Origin of the sequence: Sellimonas caecigallum (assembly GCF_019754295.1) — a bacterium.
Lineage (GTDB): Bacteria > Bacillota > Clostridia > Lachnospirales > Lachnospiraceae > Sellimonas > Sellimonas caecigallum.
This window is the reverse complement of record NZ_VIRV01000001.1, coordinates 326307-344393: the sequence shown is the minus strand read 5'-3', so window position 1 is coordinate 344393 and position 18087 is coordinate 326307. Positions and strand designations below refer to the sequence as shown.

General features: G+C 44.1%; 13 protein-coding genes. All 13 read left to right on the top strand.

The genetic code is table 11. The annotated features are described in order from the left end of the window. The first annotated feature begins 51 nt into the window (after positions 1 to 51). The 13 genes from FLB61_RS01635 (at position 52) to sigE (ending at position 18069) form a co-directional block, all read left to right on the top strand. Positions 52 to 1791: a peptidoglycan D,D-transpeptidase FtsI family protein gene (locus tag FLB61_RS01635; RefSeq protein ID WP_221919228.1), complete on the top strand. Its 1740-nt coding sequence runs from the start codon at positions 52 to 54 to the stop codon at positions 1789 to 1791. Between the two features lie 99 nt (positions 1792 to 1890). Next, positions 1891 to 2847 carry a phospho-N-acetylmuramoyl-pentapeptide-transferase gene (gene mraY / locus FLB61_RS01630; protein ID WP_087200169.1) on the top strand — a complete coding sequence of 319 codons (957 nt, stop codon included), beginning with the start codon at positions 1891 to 1893 and terminating at the stop codon, positions 2845 to 2847. A gap of 22 nt (positions 2848 to 2869) precedes the next feature. Next, positions 2870 to 4225, top strand: coding sequence for a UDP-N-acetylmuramoyl-L-alanine--D-glutamate ligase (murD, locus tag FLB61_RS01625; protein WP_087200172.1), 1356 nt, complete (start codon positions 2870 to 2872; stop codon positions 4223 to 4225). 12 nt (positions 4226 to 4237) lie between these two features. After that, on the top strand, positions 4238 to 5323 hold the full coding sequence (locus FLB61_RS01620; protein WP_087200174.1) for an FtsW/RodA/SpoVE family cell cycle protein: 1086 nt from the start codon (positions 4238 to 4240) through the stop codon (positions 5321 to 5323). 70 nt (positions 5324 to 5393) lie between these two features. Further along, entirely contained in the window at positions 5394 to 6149 is a 756-nt protein-coding gene (locus tag FLB61_RS01615) for a cell division protein FtsQ/DivIB (protein ID WP_221919227.1), read from the top strand. A gap of 121 nt (positions 6150 to 6270) precedes the next feature. Continuing rightward, positions 6271 to 7488, top strand: a complete 1218-nt coding sequence (ftsZ, locus tag FLB61_RS01610) for a cell division protein FtsZ (RefSeq protein ID WP_087200177.1) — start codon at positions 6271 to 6273, stop codon at positions 7486 to 7488. 157 nt (positions 7489 to 7645) lie between these two features. Then, entirely contained in the window at positions 7646 to 9799 is a 2154-nt protein-coding gene (locus tag FLB61_RS01605; protein WP_221919226.1) for a GGDEF domain-containing protein, read from the top strand. A 15-nt stretch (positions 9800 to 9814) separates the two neighbouring features. After that, on the top strand, positions 9815 to 11536 hold the full coding sequence (locus FLB61_RS01600) for a GGDEF domain-containing protein (protein ID WP_221919225.1): 1722 nt from the start codon (positions 9815 to 9817) through the stop codon (positions 11534 to 11536). 4 nt (positions 11537 to 11540) lie between these two features. Further along, complete coding sequence (locus tag FLB61_RS01595; protein ID WP_221919224.1) at positions 11541 to 12620, top strand: glycosyltransferase; 1080 nt, start codon at positions 11541 to 11543, stop codon at positions 12618 to 12620. Further along, positions 12617 to 14539, top strand: a complete 1923-nt coding sequence (locus tag FLB61_RS01590) for a glycosyltransferase family 2 protein (RefSeq protein ID WP_087211913.1) — start codon at positions 12617 to 12619, stop codon at positions 14537 to 14539. The genes FLB61_RS01595 and FLB61_RS01590 overlap by 4 nt, the downstream gene beginning before the upstream one ends. A gap of 1 nt (position 14540) precedes the next feature. Continuing rightward, positions 14541 to 16361: a hypothetical protein gene (locus tag FLB61_RS01585; RefSeq protein WP_221919223.1), complete on the top strand. Its 1821-nt coding sequence runs from the start codon at positions 14541 to 14543 to the stop codon at positions 16359 to 16361. Between the two features lie 173 nt (positions 16362 to 16534). After that, positions 16535 to 17329, top strand: coding sequence for a sigma-E processing peptidase SpoIIGA (locus FLB61_RS01580; RefSeq protein ID WP_087200189.1), 795 nt, complete (start codon positions 16535 to 16537; stop codon positions 17327 to 17329). 5 nt (positions 17330 to 17334) lie between these two features. Continuing rightward, positions 17335 to 18069: an RNA polymerase sporulation sigma factor SigE gene (gene sigE, locus FLB61_RS01575; RefSeq protein WP_405121552.1), complete on the top strand. Its 735-nt coding sequence runs from the start codon at positions 17335 to 17337 to the stop codon at positions 18067 to 18069. Positions 18070 to 18087 lie beyond the last annotated feature (18 nt).

Here is an 18087-nt window from a genome sequence, read left to right as displayed (position 1 = left end):
CTCACAAAAGGATTAATAATCTGTATTAATCGCTTCTGTGAGGTTTTTTGTATGAAGAACAAAACATACAATAAAAGAAAAATCTGTATTGTATTTGCGCTGGCAGTCATCATGATCGTGGGGCTGATTGGAAGGCTTTGTTATCTTATGATTTTTGAAGCGGAATATTATCAGAAAAAAGCGGAGGCTCTCCATGAAAGAGAAAGAGATATTAAGGCGGCAAGAGGAGAGATTGTAGACAGAAACGGGAAAGTGTTAGCGACTAACAGGACGGTGTGTACGGTGTCTGTCATACACAGTCAGATCAAAGAGCCCGAGAAGGTCATAAAATTACTCTCGGATACACTTGGGATGGAAGAGAAAGAAGTAAGGAAAAGAGTGGAAAAAGTATCTTCCATGGAGCGGGTAAAAACGAATGTGGATAAGGAAACAGGAGACAAAATCCGGGAGATGGAGCTTGAAGGGGTAAAAGTCGATGAGGATTTCAAAAGGTATTATCCGTATGAAGAACTGGCAAGTAAGGTTCTGGGATTTACAGGGGGAGATAATCAGGGGATCATAGGGCTGGAAGTAAAATATGAAGATTACCTGAAAGGAGAGAATGGAAAGATCCTGGCTACGACAGACGCCAGAGGGATTGAACTTCCAGACATTGCGGAAGACCGGATTGAGCCCCGGGCAGGGAACACGCTCCGGATTAGTCTGGACTATAATATACAGGAATACGCTCAGCAGATGGCACAGAAAGTTATGGAAGAAAAGCAGGCAGACAAAGTGGCAATCCTTCTGATGAATCCGCAGAACGGAGAAATACTGGCTATGGTTAATTATCCGGAATTCAATTTAAATGAGCCATTTGAGCTGAACACAGGAGGCGATGTGCAGATGGATGATGAAAAAAAGCAGGAACTTCTCAACCAAATGTGGAGAAACGGGTGTATCAATGATACATATGAACCCGGTTCTGTTTTTAAGATCATTACAGCAAGCGCCAGCCTGGAGGAGGGAGTTGTGGAGACGGACGACCAATTTTTCTGCCCTGGATATAAGATCGTGGAAGACCGCAGAATCCGCTGCCATAAAGCAGGAGGACACGGAAGCGAGACTTTTGTTCAAGGGGTTCAAAATTCCTGCAACCCGGTGTTTATGGAGGTTGGGCAAAGGCTTGGATCGGAACGGTTCTGTGATTATTTTGAACAGTTTGGCCTCATGGAAAAGACAGGGGTGGATCTGCCGGGGGAGGCAGGAACTATCATGCACCGAAGAGAAGACATTGGGGAAGTAGAGCTTGCAACCATGTCATTTGGACAGTCTTTTCAGGTTACGCCAATCCAGATGGCAGCTACGGTAAGTTCTCTCATTAATGGCGGAAAACGGATTACTCCTCATTTTGGTATGGAGGTAAAGAGTGCAGAAACAGGTAAGACGATAAAAGAATTTCCTTATAAAAAAGAAGAACGGATCGTGTCAGAAGAGACATGCGAGACAATGCAGAAAATTCTGGAAAGCGTGGTATCGGAAGGATCCGGAAAGAATGGCTATATCGAAGGATACAAGATTGGGGGAAAGACAGCCACATCCCAGACACTGCCGAGAAGCGCCAACAAATATATCTCCTCGTTTCTGGGATTTGCCCCGGCAGATGATCCGCAGGTGCTGGGAATGTGTATCATTTACAATCCGCAGGGAATCTATTATGGAGGGACGATAGCAGCTCCGGTCATGAGGCAGATTTTTGATGCAGTTCTCCCGTATCTTGGGATTGAGAAGACCGGAAACGGCAGAAAGTGAAAAATAAGGGGGAATTTCTTGTAAACAAAGCTTAAATACGGTATAATTGTACGCAGGCATTGTGCCTGTTTAGAAACAGAAGGATGAAGAGGTGTGGATATGGATTATACGTTTGTAATTCCGGTACTGGTAGCCTTTGGGTTAAGTGTTGTCATGGGACCGATTGTGATTCCGATACTCAGGAAGATGAAGATGAAACAGACTGAACGGGTAGAAGGGGTGGAGTCTCATCTGAAGAAAGCAGGGACGCCGACGATGGGGGGTGTCATGATACTTGCTTCGATCGTGATCACGTCTCTGCTCTATGTGAAAGATTATCCCAAAATTATCCCGATCCTGTTTGTGACACTTGGATTCGGACTCATCGGATTTCTGGATGATTATCTGAAGGTTGTGATGAAGCGTTCAGATGGACTTTATCCAAAGCAGAAATTTGCGCTTCAGATCGTAGTAACGGCAATTTTTGCCTATTATCTTGTGAAAGTGACGAATATTCCGCTTACACTTTTGATACCATTTTCAGGAGGAAAATACTGGGATATTGGTTGGGTAGCGATACCGCTGCTTTTTGTGGCCGTGATCGGTACGGTAAATGGAGTCAATTTCACAGACGGACTGGACGGACTTGCATCCAGTGTGACAGTTCTCGTAGCAACATTTTTTACTGTGGTAGCTGTTGGGACGAAGAGCGGGATTGAGCCAATCACATGCGCAGTTGTAGGAGCTTTGCTTGGGTTTCTTCTATTTAATGTATACCCGGCCAGTGTCTTTATGGGGGACACAGGTTCTCTGGCACTGGGAGGTTTTGTGGCGTCCACTGCATATATGCTGCAGATGCCGATTTTTATTATCATTGTAGGGCTTGTCTATCTTGTGGAAGTGGCCTCTGTTATGATACAGGTTACTTATTTTAAAAAGACAGGCGGCAAAAGAATCTTTAAAATGGCTCCTATCCATCATCATTTTGAACTGTGTGGATGGTCGGAGACGAGAGTAGTCGCAGTGTTTTCCATTGTGACCGCAATCTTATGTCTGATTGCTTTGATGGCGATCTAAGGTACGAAAGGACGGAGACGAAATGTTTGAATTTAAAGGAAAGACGGTACTTGTGTTCGGTTCTGGGAAAAGCGGGATCGGTGCGGCAACACTTTTGGACGCGAAAGGTGCCGCCACGATATTATATGACGGAAATGAGAATCTGAATGCGAAGGACATCAAAGAGCGTCTTCCGGAGTATGCAAAGACACAGATTCTCCTGGGAGAACTCCCGGAAGAAGTGATGGATACGCTGGATCTTGTTGTTATGAGTCCCGGAGTTCCGACGGACCTTGCGGTTGTTGAAAAGATGCGAGCAAGGAATATTCCGATCTGGGGCGAAGTGGAGCTTGCGTACTGCTGCGGAAAGGGAGATGTGCTTGCGATCACAGGTACCAATGGAAAGACGACGACAACGACACTTCTGGGCGAGATCATGAAAGCGTATGCAGACGAAGTGTATGTAGTGGGTAATATCGGGAACCCATACACGCTGGAAGCTATGAAGATGACGGAAAAGGCAATAACCGTTGCGGAGATCAGCAGTTTTCAGCTTGAGACGATCCATAGTTTCCGCCCGAAAGTGAGTGCTATATTGAATATCACGCCGGATCATTTGAACCGGCACCATACGATGGAAAATTATATCGCGGCAAAAAAAGCGATTGCATCCAACCAGACAGAGCAGGAAGCGTGTGTGCTGAATTATGAGGATGAAGTTCTGCGTGAGTTTGGGAAAAATCTGAGTGCAAAACCGTTCTTTTTCAGCAGCAAGCGAGAACTGGAAGAAGGAATCTATCTGAAAGATGGAGCCATCGTATATCGGAACCCTGAAACGGTCAAAGTGTGCGATGTACAGGAACTGAAACTGCTCGGAATACACAACTACGAAAATGTGATGGCTGCTGTAGCTATGGCGGCTCTCTACGGGGTACCGATGGAAACTATCCGCGTTGTCATCCGCAATTTCCAGGGTGTGGAACACCGGATTGAGTATGTGACAGAAAAATACGGGGTAGCTTACTACAATGATTCCAAAGGAACCAATCCGGATGCCGCGATCCGTGGAATCTGTGCGATGAATCGCCCGACTGTACTCATCGGAGGAGGATACGATAAGCAGTCGGAGTACAAAGAGTGGATTGAAAGTTTTCAGGGAAAAGTGAAAAAGCTGATTCTCATCGGGGAGACAAGACAGAAGATCGCAGAAGATGCCAAAGCATGTGGATTTTATGACTTTATCTTTGCAGATACCTTCGAGGAGGCGGTAAAGATGGCAAGTGAGATCGCAGAGTCCGGCGATGCCGTTTTGCTTTCTCCGGCATGTGCAAGCTGGGGCATGTTTAAGAATTATGAAGAACGGGGAGAGAAATTCAAAGAATTAGTAAAATCTCTGTAAGGAGTGGATAGAGTGGAACAAGAGGAAAGACGGAGCCAGGGAAAGACTGACAAAGTTCTCCTGGTCATAGTTTTCTTACTTGTGATAACAGGACTTGTCATCCTTTACAGTACAAGTGCCTATAATGGCAAGACAAAATTCGGCGACTCCTTTTACTATTTGAAAAAACAGCTGTTTGCCACATCACTCGGACTGGCAGGAATGTACGCAGTGGCAAAAACAGATTACCATATGTGGGAAAAACTGGCAGTGCCGGCATACATCGGAGCAGTGTTGCTCTGTGTGGCCGTAATGCTTGTCGGAGATGAATACAACGGATCCAAGAGATGGCTTTCTCTGGGTCCGTTTTCCTTTCAGCCGTCTGAGTATGCCAAAATTGCGCTGATCATCTTTCTTTCATGGATCGTAACGAAAAACGTAAAGAAGATAGGAAAGCTTGGCACACTTCTGAAAATCATGCTTTGGGTACTGCCGGTTGTGGGACTTGTGGGGGCAAGTAACCTCAGTACCGCAGTGATTATCCTTGGGATTGCTGTGATACTGATATTTGCGGCCAGTCCTAAATATGCCCAGTTTGTGTGGATGGCTGTACTTGGATGTGGATTTATGGGAATCTTTCTGGCACTGGAAAGCTACCGCCTGGAGCGGATTGCTATCTGGCAGAACCCGGAAAAGTACGAAAAAGGGTATCAGACACTCCAGGGACTTTATGCTATCGGTTCAGGAGGGCTTTTTGGAAAAGGGCTCGGAAGCAGTATACAGAAACTGGGATTTGTACCTGAGGCGCAAAATGACATGATATTTTCTATTATATGTGAAGAATTAGGTCTTGTAGGCGCCTCCTTTATTGTCATTTTGTTTCTTTTGCTCATATGGCGTTTCTTTGTGATCTCCACCCATGCGAAAGATCTGTTCGGCGCCCTTATTGCGGCGGGAGCTATGGCGCATATGATGATCCAGGTCATTTTGAATATTGCTGTTGTGACCAATACGATCCCGAATACTGGGATCACACTGCCGTTTATCAGCTACGGAGGTACTTCTGTTGTGTTTCTTCTCGTGGAAATGGGGCTTGTATTCAGTGTAGCCAGTTGGTAAAATAAGAGTTATCATTGGTCTACAATGTACAATATGGATGTAAAACAGTACAAAATAAGGAGGAACAGCCATGAGCGATCGTATCGCACAGAGGGACGGGACGAGGAAAAGACTGAAAAAAGCCCGGAGAAAACAGCTTTTGATAAGACTTGGAACCGCCGTTGGAGTGGTGGCTCTTTTGATTGCCCTGGCACTGATTTTTCAGGTCAGGACGATCCATATTACAGGAAATTCATTTCTTACGAAAGAAGAAATACTGCAGTATATAGAGAAGCAGGGGGGAGCAGACAATTCCCTGATTCTTCTTGCCAGGACCAAATTTGGATCATTTCCGGTTCCGGATACGGCAGAGTCGATACAGTTTACCATGAAAAATCCGTGGACGATCCAGGTAAAGGTGACAGAGAAGACGCCTATCGGCTATGTGGAATCAGATGGAAAATATGTGTATTTTGATGAGGAAGGATATGTTCTTGGAATACTGGAGGAACTAAGGGAAGACGTCACAAAGATTGAAGGACTGGATGTAAAGAAGGCGTCCAAGGGAAAAAAACTTTCGGTAAAAGATGACGCTGTGTTCGGATATCTTGTCCAGGTAATCGACCTTCTGGAAAGGAAAGAGCTCGCCAGTGACAGGATTCTCTGTGACGGGGAAAATATCACACTGTATTTTGGAGAAATCTGCGTTGAGCTTGGGAGCGGGAATCCGGAGGAAAAAATAGCACAACTTCCAACGATACTTCCTATGCTGGAAGGACAAAAAGGGACGCTTCATCTCGAACATTTTGGAGATAGTACAGACACGATCAGCTTTGAAAAAAAGTAGAAAATTCGTAAAAATTCTATTGAAATTTGCTGTGAAAGACTATATTATATTGTATATATGGCAGAAATATATATACTTGTGGGTGTATAAATAATAAAGCATGACAAAGGAGGAGACACTCTTGTTAGAAATCAAGACAAATGAATCAGAAGCTGCAGCAAAAATTATCGTTGTTGGTGTAGGCGGAGGCGGTAATAATGCTGTAAACCGTATGATAGATGAACAGATTGCCGGAGTAGAGTTTATTGCGATCAATACTGATAAGCAGGCACTTCAATACTGCAAAGCACCAACACTGATGCAGATTGGAGACAAGATCACAAAAGGTCTTGGCGCTGGAGCAAAGCCGGAAGTTGGGGAAAAAGCAGCAGAAGAAAGTGCAGACGAGATTGCATCCGCATTGAAAGGTGCAGACATGGTGTTTGTCACATGCGGTATGGGAGGCGGAACAGGGACAGGAGCGACGCCGGTTGTAGCACGTATTGCAAAAGAACAGGGTTCTCTTACAGTAGGTGTTGTTACAAAACCGTTCCGTTTTGAATCCAGGACACGTATGAACAATGCACTTGCAGGAATTGAAAAATTAAAGGAAAATGTAGACACACTTATTGTGATCCCGAATGATAAACTGCTTGAAGTTGTCGATAGAAGGACAACAATGCCGGATGCTCTGAAGAAAGCGGATGAAGTTCTTCAGCAGGGTATCCAGGGTATCACAGACTTGATCAATGTACCGTCACTGATCAACCTTGACTTTGCAGACATCCAGACTGTCATGACAGATAAGGGTATCGCTCACATCGGTATCGGTCACGGAAGAGGAGATGACAAGGCGCTGGAGGCAGTAAAACAGGCTGTTGCAAGCCCGCTGCTTGAAACGACGATTTCCGGTGCTTCTCATGTGATTATCAATATTTCCGGAGATATCACTTTGATGGATGCAAGCGATGCAGCAGAATATGTACAGGAACTTGCAGGAGAAGAGGCAAACATTATCTTCGGTGCGATGTACGATGAATCAAGAACGGATGAGGCTACTATCACAGTCATTGCGACAGGGTTACATAATGCGGAGAATTCCGGATCCAGACTGAAATCCAGAATAGAAAGCGCAAAACAGAACAGTTCTATGTTTGCGGAGACAAACGAGACACATTCCCAGGCATCTTCTCCGAAGACAGACATGGGAAGAGTAACACGCATGCCACAGCAGCCAAGAACTGCAAGAACATCTGACAATATCACACGGACAGTACCGACACAGACAACTTCCCAGACAGCGACAGGAGGAAGGGTAAAAGAGCAGTCCATCAAGATTCCAGATTTCTTCAAGAGATAGATAAAAAAGAAAAGTGAAATTATTTAGGCGTGCCCGCCAAAAGTGGGCGCGCTTTTTTGTTGTCTTAAATCAGAGATTCTCTTTTTTCTGTATAGACGAACTTCCTCTGAGACATTCTAAATGTGAAAAGGAGCAGATTTTATGGAGGATATCAATTATGAAGGAAATAAAAGAAGATGCGGTCCGGATTTCAAGAAAAGCAAAGATCCTGATGGCGTTTGTTCTTTTGCTTGTCGTTTTGGCTGGTGCATTTACGTATTTTCATTTTCAGAGAAGAATATTGTCAGCGGTTAAACAACAGGCAGACTATACACTGCAAAATGTGAGCATACAAAATGCCAAGCTTGTGGAGACCAGGTTTTATGATCTGAAGAATCTGCTCCGCTCCATTGCTGAAGAAATCGGAAGGACAGAAAACGAAAATACGGAAAGTATCGTGGATACATTGAAAAGTTATGCCCGGCATATGGGAATGTACAATATGGGGATCATTGACAGAGAAGGAATGTGCCGTACAACAAAAGGAGAAGTGCTTGATTTGAGCGGACAAGCTTACTTTAAGGAAAACATGGAAGGCAAGGAGGTTGTGACAGATAAACGCCTTTCCCAGGGAGGGAAAGAAGAAGGCCATATTTTTACTGTGCCGGTACGAAAAGACGGAGAGGTAAAGATGGTTGTTTCTGCGGTCTACCGTGCTTCGGACTTTTTACGCCTCATAAATATTCAGTCTTTTGACGGAAAAGGCGGAAGCCTTATCCTGACGGAAGAAACGGATAACGGAGAAACCAAAGAGGGAACATTGTTTCGGTTTCAGAAGGGAAAAGAGTCCTATATGGCTTGTGAGCATGACCTTTCGATCAACAACTGGAGACTGCTCTCATACGTACAGGAAGATTACCTGTATCGGCACACAAAGACTCTGAAGGAAAATATATTTGTGCTTGTCTTGCTTTTGTATTTACTTCTCGTAGTGGTTTCTGTCATGTATATGACAGTATATCAGAAATTTCAGAAAAGGATTCTGGATATCGTATTTCGGGACAGACTGCTGGGAGAGTGGAATTATCGTTATTTTCGGCAGCAGTTTAGCAAATTGAGCAGTGAGGATAAGAAGGACAGGTATCTGGTCAATTTTGATGTGGACAAATTCAAGATGATGAATCTTCTGTATGGAAAAGAAAAAAGCGATGATGTTTTGAGAAAGATTTATCAGATTTTCCGGAATACATTGCCGGAGGAAGCACTTTATCGCTATCACAGCGATATATTTGTGGCTGTCATAAAAGGAAATAAAAAAGAAGAAGTATGCTGTAAACTGGAATGTTTTTGGAAAAAAGTGCAAAAAGAGATGGATGAAGGAAGGATTGTACAGTGTACAATGTCGTTTGGTATTTGTCCACTCTGTGAATTTGGGGATATTGGGATCATCTACAGCAACGCAGTTTTAGCAAAGCACAAAGCAAAAAGGAGTATAACTGAAAAATATAGTTTCTATGAAGATATAGTAAAAGAAGAGATTGAATCCAAAAATATTGAGATGGATTTTAAGGAAGCGCTGAAGGAAAAACAATTCCACGTAGTCTATCAACCCCAAGTGGATATGCGCACAGGCATGATTTGTGGTGCCGAGGCTCTTGTGCGATGGAAGAAAAAGGATGGCACCCAGGTTTCTCCGGCAAAATTCATTCCGGTTTTCGAGGCGACAGGACAGATTGTGGAGCTAGATGAGGAGGTTGTCCGTCTCGTCTGCGCTGATATCTGCGAGGCAAAAAATCAAGGACTTTCTATGGGAATTGTATCGGTAAATCTTTCCAAACTCCACATTATAAAAGAAGGAATTGCTGACAGGATCAGTCAACTGACAAAATTATATGGGGTAGATGCGGCGGAACTATCTTTTGAAATTACGGAAAGTGCTGAAAAATGCCATGGTAAGAAAGAGATGGACAAATTGGTTGACAGCCTGCACCAAATGGGATTTCAGGTGGAAATGGACGACTACGGGACAGGAAGTTCGACTTTACAGTCGCTTGCGGACACACATTTCGATGTTCTGAAACTCGACAGGTCTTTTGTAAACCTGATTGGTATAAGAAAAATGAATATCATTTTGCAGTCTACGATCAGGATGGCAAAGGAGCTTCGGATGATAGTTGTGGCGGAAGGTGTTGAGACGAAGGAGCAGGCTTGCTTTTTGGTGCGTAATCATTGTTTCATAGCTCAGGGATATTACTTTTACCGGCCTCTTTCTAAAGAACAGTATTTGGAAAAGCGAAAAAAGCAGACGTGGAAGGAACACGAAGAGAACTGACAGGAGGTAAAATTTATGAAAAAATTATATCGAAGACTGGCCATCATACTTCTGTTTTCCACAGTCCTGATTCTTCTATTTTTTACGATAAGCCTGTATGAGAGGAGCAGAAGAGGAAACTATCAGTATTTGAGCCAACTTTTGGGAAGTGTAGAGACGAATATCCGCAATGCATCGAATGAGTATGAAGAGCGTCTGGAGCTTTTAAAAGATGATTACCTCAATCGTGCTCTGGCCGTAGAATATATCCTTTCCAGCGATTCCCAGATGATTTTCGACCGTGGGCTTGATATAGTAAAAGGGCTCATGGAAATCAAGTCCATAAGCGTATATGATAGTTCGGGAAAAATGATAGGCAGTACAGAAGATAGTATGAAGGAGAGAAGCGCAAAACAGGTAAAATCGGAGGAATTTTGGCTGGAAAAAGACGGAAAGCCCTACCATATTCACATTGATCAGGCAGAATTTGACACAATCCCCTCTTCTTTCTACGTCATCGTGCAATCAGATTCCCCACATTTTTCATTCGTGCGGATTGATATGGATACAGAAAATCTGGAGTTTTTAAGCCGAAAGGAACTGATTGAGAAGACACTTAAGCAGGCGACGACAGAATATGATACAAGTGTCATTGCTATTGGAAGAGACAGCGGAAAGATCGTGGGAATGACAAAAAACAATCAGCAGGTAATCAGGATCAGTGGAGGAGAAAATGCGAAAGATTTGCTTTCACTCCTGGAATCGTTGGAGGAAGATAAACCCATTCTTCTGCGGATCAATGGAAAGTACCAGAGAACGGTCATCACAAAACAGGAAGGAATGTTTCTTGCCGCATTTACCGATTTAAGTCAGCTGTACGGCGATATTGCATGGACTTTTTTTGAAGGTCTTATTGGAATCGGCACGATCAGCGTCCTTACGATTGTGATCGTGAGAGTTTATTTGAAAAAATATTTGTTTGGACATTTTGAACTCGTAAAGACGAGTATCCGGGGAATACTGGAAGGTGGAAATGATACGGATATCGAGGAGGCTGGCATACCGGAACTGAAGGCTCTTGTGGAGACGATACTGGAGCTGGAAAAAGGATATATCAGTAAGTCGGAAGGCATCAGCCGAATGGAAGATCAGCTTTCCGTCGCTCAAAGTGAGGCAAAATCCGACAGGCTGACCGGACTTTACAATCGAAATGGTTTTGAACGCCATGTAGAGGAATATCTGCTGCAGCCGAATCCGTCAGGGGTACTTGTACTTTTTGATCTGGACAATTTTAAGCGTGTCAACGATATGGAAGGACATCCGGAAGGCGACAGGATATTGGAACGGTTTGCTGAATGTTTGAGCGTAGGGTTTCGCAAGACTGACTGTATCGCGAGACTTGGTGGGGATGAGTTTATCGTACTCGTGCAGAACCGGGTATCCCAAGGGATATTGGAAGATAAATTTGAAGGAATCCTGACGTCTGTGAGGGCTGCGCTTGGAAATTATTATGCAAAATATGGGGTGTCGGTCAGTATCGGTGCCGTACCTGTAGATGGAACGATAAAAAGCTATGAAAAACTGTACCGCTGTGCGGATACGGCTTTGTATATTGCAAAACATCTCGGGAAAGACCGGTTTTATGTCAATTACAAAAAGATTTCGTGTATGAAAAGAAAATGCATTCAGTGCAGAAAGGACTGTCCAAGAAGTAAAGTGTTGGAGCTGAAAAATGAGAAAAAAGCAGAAGAGGAGTAGGAAAATGGAAGGAATTTATATCATCATACCGGCTCTGGAACCGGAGGAGAGACTGTGCAGTTACGTTTCTGAGCTTTGCAGGAAAATACAGGGACATATCATTGTAGTGGATGACGGATCAGGAGACAGGTATCAGCCGATTTTTGACAGGATTCGGGCAAAGCAAAAATGTACGGTACTAACTCACAGCGAAAACAAGGGAAAAGGAAGAGCGCTGAAGACAGCCTTTGGTTACGTAAAAGAAAAAGGCGGTAAGGGGAGCAGAATCCTCTGTGTGGACAGTGATGGTCAACATGCAGCTGTGGATGTGTTCCGGATACTGGGAAAAATGTGTGACGAGCCGAAGGGAGTTATCCTTGGAGAGAGGGATTTTTCGCGTGGAGGAATTCCCTTTCGTTCCTGGATTGGAAACCGGGTGATCTCTCTTATGTTCTGGCTGGAAAGCGGTAAGTGGCTGCGGGATACACAGACTGGGCTGCGCGCCTTTGATGGAGAGTATCTGGATGTCATGCTGGAAGTGCCAGGTGAGCGGTTTGAATATGAGATGCAGGCACTGCTGACCTGTATCCGGGAGAAGATACCGATAAGGACAGAGAGAATCTGTACCATTTATGAGAACGGAAATGCAGGTTCCCATTTCCGTCCTATACGGGACAGTGTCCGTGTAGTAAAGGTATTGTGTCCTACGCTGTTTCGTTTTATCTTCTCTTCCATATTTTGTACCTTTCTGGATCTTCTATTGTTTTGGATCAGTTTACAGATATTGGAGAAGACATCCCTTGCGGTAGTTTTACAGATTACGGTTGCTACATATGTTGCAAGGGCCGGATCTGCAATGTCCAACTACATCTTAAACAGGATTGGAGTTTTTGGATGTAAAGATGATGGAGCTTCTTTTCTGCGATATTTGTTGCTTTGCTTGTTTTTGGGAGCTGGTTCTGCGGCATTTGTGTCTGCAGTAACTACATTTTTCTCGGTAAATCCGGTTTGCGGGAAAATACTATGCGACACGATCCTTTTTTTCCTGTCCTATCGGATGCAGAAAAGCTGGGTATTTCAGAAAGGAACGAGGGGAAATAGATGAAGAAGGAGACCAAAAGAAAGCTCTTGTTTTTATGCACTATGGTATTTTCCGCCAATTATTTAATCTGGAGGTTTTTCTGTACGATTCCGTGGTCGGAGGGAAAGGTACAGGTGGCGGCAGGTATCCTTCTTGCAGCAGCAGAAGCTGTCACGATTCTTGGTATGTTTGAGTTGATGGTCAGCAAGATGGGGACGGAGGGGAGTGAACTGTGCCTACCGTCTTTACCGGACACAGAATATCCAGATGTGGATGTGCTGATCGCTACACATAATGAGCCGGCGCGTCTCCTGTACAAGACCGTCAACGCATGTACTTTCCTGGAATATCCGGATAAGAAGAAAGTCCACATTTACATCTGCGATGACGGAAACAGAGCCGAGATACGCAAGCTTGCCGAAAGTATGGGAGTCGGTTATCTGGGACTTTCGGACAATCGGCACGCAAAGTCCGGAAATTACAATCATGCCCTCTCCAAGACGGGCTCTCCTCTTGTTGCAACGTTCGATGCGGACATGATACCACGCAGGAAATTTCTTCTGAAGACAGTGCCTTATTTTTTCATTCCGGATAAAAAAATCGGACTTATTCAGACTCCTCAAAGTTTTTATAATCAGGATCTGTTTCAGTTCAATCTGTTTTCAGAGAAAGATATACCAAATGAACAGGACTTTTTTTCCAGAGAGATCAATATTATGAGAAATGCTTCCAACTCAGCCGCCTACACAGGAAGCAATACTGTGATTTCACGGGAAGCATTGCAAGAAATCGGCGGCTTTCCATATGGGACCATTACGGAGGATTTCGAGACAAGTCTGCGTATGCAAAAAGCCGGCTATATCACGTACGCCACATCCGAGGTGCTGGCTTCCGGACTTTCCACAACCACGGTGGAAAGCATGATTGCCCAGAGGAGACGCTGGGCCAGGGGAGTGATTCAAAGTATACGAAATACCAATGCGGTGTTCACGACAAAACTTTCTTTGGCAGGGAGGCTTTCCTATTTGAACGCATATCTGTACTGGTGGTCATTTTTTAACCGGATGGTATTCATCATGGCTCCCATCATGTTTGCCCTATTTGATATAAAGCTTGTGGAATGTGGATTCCTGGAATTATTATGTTTCTGGCTCCCATATTACCTGACTTACAATATGTCCGTAAGATATTTAAGCACCAATATAAGAAATATGCGTTGGAGTCAGGTTATTGATACGATTTTGGCCCCTTATCTGATTGTTCCGGTATTTCTCGAATCTATAGGCATCCGGCAGCAGAAATTTAGAGTTACGGAAAAGAGAAAAACACGTGGGAGGACGACATCGGCTGCTTATATCATTCCTCACGGGATACTGATCGTCCTTACGCTGGCGGCCATTTTCCGATATGTGCACGGAAAATATGGTATGGCACTTGTATACAGCAGCGTTATTTTATTTTGGCTCTTCCACAATATGATTACCCTTGTCTATGCGGCATTTTTTATGCTTGGGAGGGATTCGAAAAGAAAATACGAACGGATCCGGGCAGAAGAAGAGGTCCGCATTGAAATACGGGGAGATGTATTGTACGGAAAAAGCGAAGATGTCTCAGAAGAAGGAATCGCGTTTCGCATGGAAAAGATGCGAAAAATAGCCCCTGGAGAACGATTCCGGATCCGTGTGAGGACAGAATTTTATGAGACGTCTCTGTCGGCCAGGCTGGTATACCAAAAAGAAACGGAAGGGGAATATCTGTATGCGGCGATGGTGGAGCCGGAAGAAGAAAAAAGCAGGAAAAACTGGATGCAGATCATTCATGACAGAGAACATTCCTTGCCAAAAGAGATCGATCCGTGGATGACTGTCTACGATGAAATAAGCCGAAATATCCGGATGCGGATGAAAGACTGGAAAAAAAATCAGGAGAAGGGGGTGCGATAAAATGGAATGGATAAAAGGAGCGGGATTTCTGTTATCATTTTTAGGGTATTTGTATATCGGACTTCAAAAACAGAAGAAAGAGACGTTCTTTGTTCCCATATCGGTTATTGCGGCTCTGGGACTTGTCTTGTATGCGGGAGCGCTTTTAGGGTTCCTTAAAACAACGGCCTCGATTTTGTATGTGGGAGGTTTGGGATGCTTTGGATGGCAGATGATACACGGAAAGGTCTGTCTGCCAAAATGGAATACATTTAGGGTTTGTTTTTTTTCCGGAACGATCGTTTTCGGAAGTTTGATCCTGAGCATGAGACTTCTCCACTATGACAATTTTTCCCACTGGGCTTTGATAGTAAAATATTTGCTCTCTGTAGATGCGCTGCCGGAGGCAGACAGCGTACTTGTCTCCTTTCGCGATTATCCGCCTGGATGTTCACTTTTTATTTACTATGTGTGCCGCTTTCTCGGCCGCTCTCAGTCAGTCATGCTTCTTGCACAGAACAGCATTCTCTTTTCGTGTTTTCTGGCAGTATTCGGAATTGTCAGGGAAAAGAGGAGATTTCTTTGTTATTCTTTTCTTGGGATGGGGTGCTGCATGCTGTCGTATCTGAACCTGACAATACGGATCAACAATCTTTTGGTTGATTTCCTCCTTCCGCTTCTTTCCATGGCAGCGATGGCGGCTGTCTGGCGTTTTGGCGAACAATGTATGAGAGCGTCCGTGACTGTGGGGCTGATTCTTGGATTTACAGTCATCGTGAAAGATACAGGAATTCTGTTTGCTTTGGTTCCGCTTCTTTTTTATCTGTCTGTTTATTGGAAAAAGGAAAAACGAAGTGTAAAAACGGTCACTGCTTCCAGTCTTACAGCCGCTTTTTCCTTGCTCCCTTTCTTTTTGTGGCAGCTGCATGTGAATGAGCGTTTGGCCGGAGTAAACCGAAAGTTTGGCGCTTCTTTTGGGCAGCAGACGACAGGTGCAGTTCCGAAAAAGCTTTATGGACAGGTCATCCAAGAGTTTGTGGAAGAGGCGTTTGACTTGTCAGACCGGGCGTTTCAGGTGTTCATATTATGTAATCTGGCCGCTGTTATAGCTGTTATCCTTGTGAAGACTTTGCTGAAAAAGAAATGGAAACTTGGGAAAGCATTGATTTTTGCAGATATTCTGGTTCTGATATATTATTTGGGAATTTTATGGCTGTATCTGTATGACATGCCGGAGAAAGAAGCACTCAGACTGGCGGGATTTGAGCGATACGCCTGCAGTATCATGACCCTTTTTGCAGGGATTCTCCTCCTGTGTGCAGAACAGGATCTGGAGAACTCGTTTTCAGTGGGAATCGATGAAAGGGGCCCTTACCGGGCGTTTTTTTCCCCGGAGACGAAGCGATATTATCAATATGGTGTGCTTGCAACTCTTCTGATAGGAATCAATTTTTTGTATTCGGAATGGAATGGGCTTGTATTTATCAGAGAGTCTTACACAACTTCTCTTCCTGGGATAATGGAATCTGTCACAGGAGACAGATGGTATGAGGGCAGTCAGGGAGATACGGGGACATATCTGATAGCTGCTTCAGATGAGAGCGGAAAGGTATCGGACTGGAGTGTACAGTATGTGGGAAGATATTTCCTCTATTCGGATAACGTGGATGTGACGGAACAGATCGATTCGGGGAATATTGAACAGATCGTGGACGCTTACGACTGTATCATAGTTCTGGATAGAGAGACGGTACAGCTTGGACGCAAGGATCCCGGATATGAGATTTTACAAGAACCTGGGATGTATCCGACGAAATCGATCGCGTCAGACTTCATGCCTTGAAAAAGCAAAAATACAGCAGACAAATCCGGAATGCAGAGAGTATTTCGGATTTTTTTGTCGAAAGAAAAATCATTTCTCTGTCAGCTTCTGACAAATTTTCAAAATCACATTTTTTATAATATGGGTTGTTCGCACAGAATCGATTTGGCAGCGAAAGGAAAAGAGGGTAAGACGTGTATTACGAAGTGTACATCGATCTGTTGTTCCTGATCAATTTTATGATGGACTATCTCCTTCTTCTTGCAGTCAGGAAGATAGCAGTCTTTGACTCGCCACGCGTACGGATTTTACCGGGGGCGCTTGTGGGAGCCTTTCTGACTTGCCTTACGGTGGCGGTCCCGCTCCCTGCTGTTGTAAAGATGGTCTGCTTTCATCTGCTTATAAACAGCGCTATGATTCTGACAGGGCTCCGCATCCGTTCTCTTCGACAATTTGTGCGTGTGTACCTGATGCTTTATGCAGGGGGATTTTTGCTTGGAGGAATTTTTGGATTTTTCCGGCAATATATTCGTACAGGAAGTCTCTTCTTTCTCTTTGCAGTCATCAGTTATGAGCTGCTTGGAATCATCTGGAAGCTTATGAGGCATATGCAGAGAATGGGGACATATACATGCAGGATCCAGCTTCGGATAGGAGACAAAATGACAGAGATTACAGGACTTTTTGATACGGGAAATAACCTGGAAGATCCCCAGACAGGTAATCCTGTCTGTGTGGTTGAGAAAGAAGCGGTCAAGGATCTGCTGACAGAAAAGGGAGAACGGCCGGTCCGGTATATATGTTGTCGGTCTATAGGGGACGAAAATGGGCTTCTCCCTCTGGTAAAGTTTGATTCTCTACATATTTCAGGAGAAGAAGACCGAACGATAGAGGACGTATGGATCGGAATTTCCGACACGAAGATCTCAGCGAATGGAATTTACAAAATGATTTTAAATCCAGATATTTTAGTAGGAGGGGTAAAATAATGATAATGAATCTTGCAATTGCATATCCGTTTCGGCAGAAAATACTGCCTGCGGTCCGGACATGGCTTTTTCCGGAAAAACTGGATATCCACTACATAGGAGGTTCAGACATCCTTCCGGCTCCGCTGGAACTGGAAGAAGAGACGAAAGCCATTGAAAAGCTTGGATCCGAGCAGAACGAGTATGCAAGAAAACAGCTGATCGAGCATAATCTCCGGCTAGTCGTATACATCGCCAAGAAATTTGATAATACAGGGGTAGGAGTGGAAGATCTTATTTCCATAGGGACGATCGGTCTGATCAAAGCCATCAATACATTCAATCCGGAGAAAAATATCAAGCTTGCCACGTATGCATCCCGGTGTATTGAAAATGAGATTTTGATGTATCTCAGACGAAACAGCAAGACGAAGCTGGAAGTGTCAATCGATGAGCCGTTGAATGTAGACTGGGACGGAAATGAGCTTCTTTTATCCGATATCCTTGGAACAGAAGAGGATACAATATATAAAGATATGGAGACAGAGGCGGAGAAGACGATGCTCATAAGAGCCGTGGGGCGGCTGTCGAAGAGGGAGAGGATGATCGTGAAGATGCGTTTTGGACTTGGCAGAGCAGACGGAGAAGAGATGACGCAAAAAGAAGTGGCCGATGTACTTGGGATATCACAGTCTTATATTTCCAGACTGGAAAAAAAGATCATGGTAAGATTGAAAAAAGAAATTGCAAAATTTGAATAAAATTTCAGAAAAATAAGG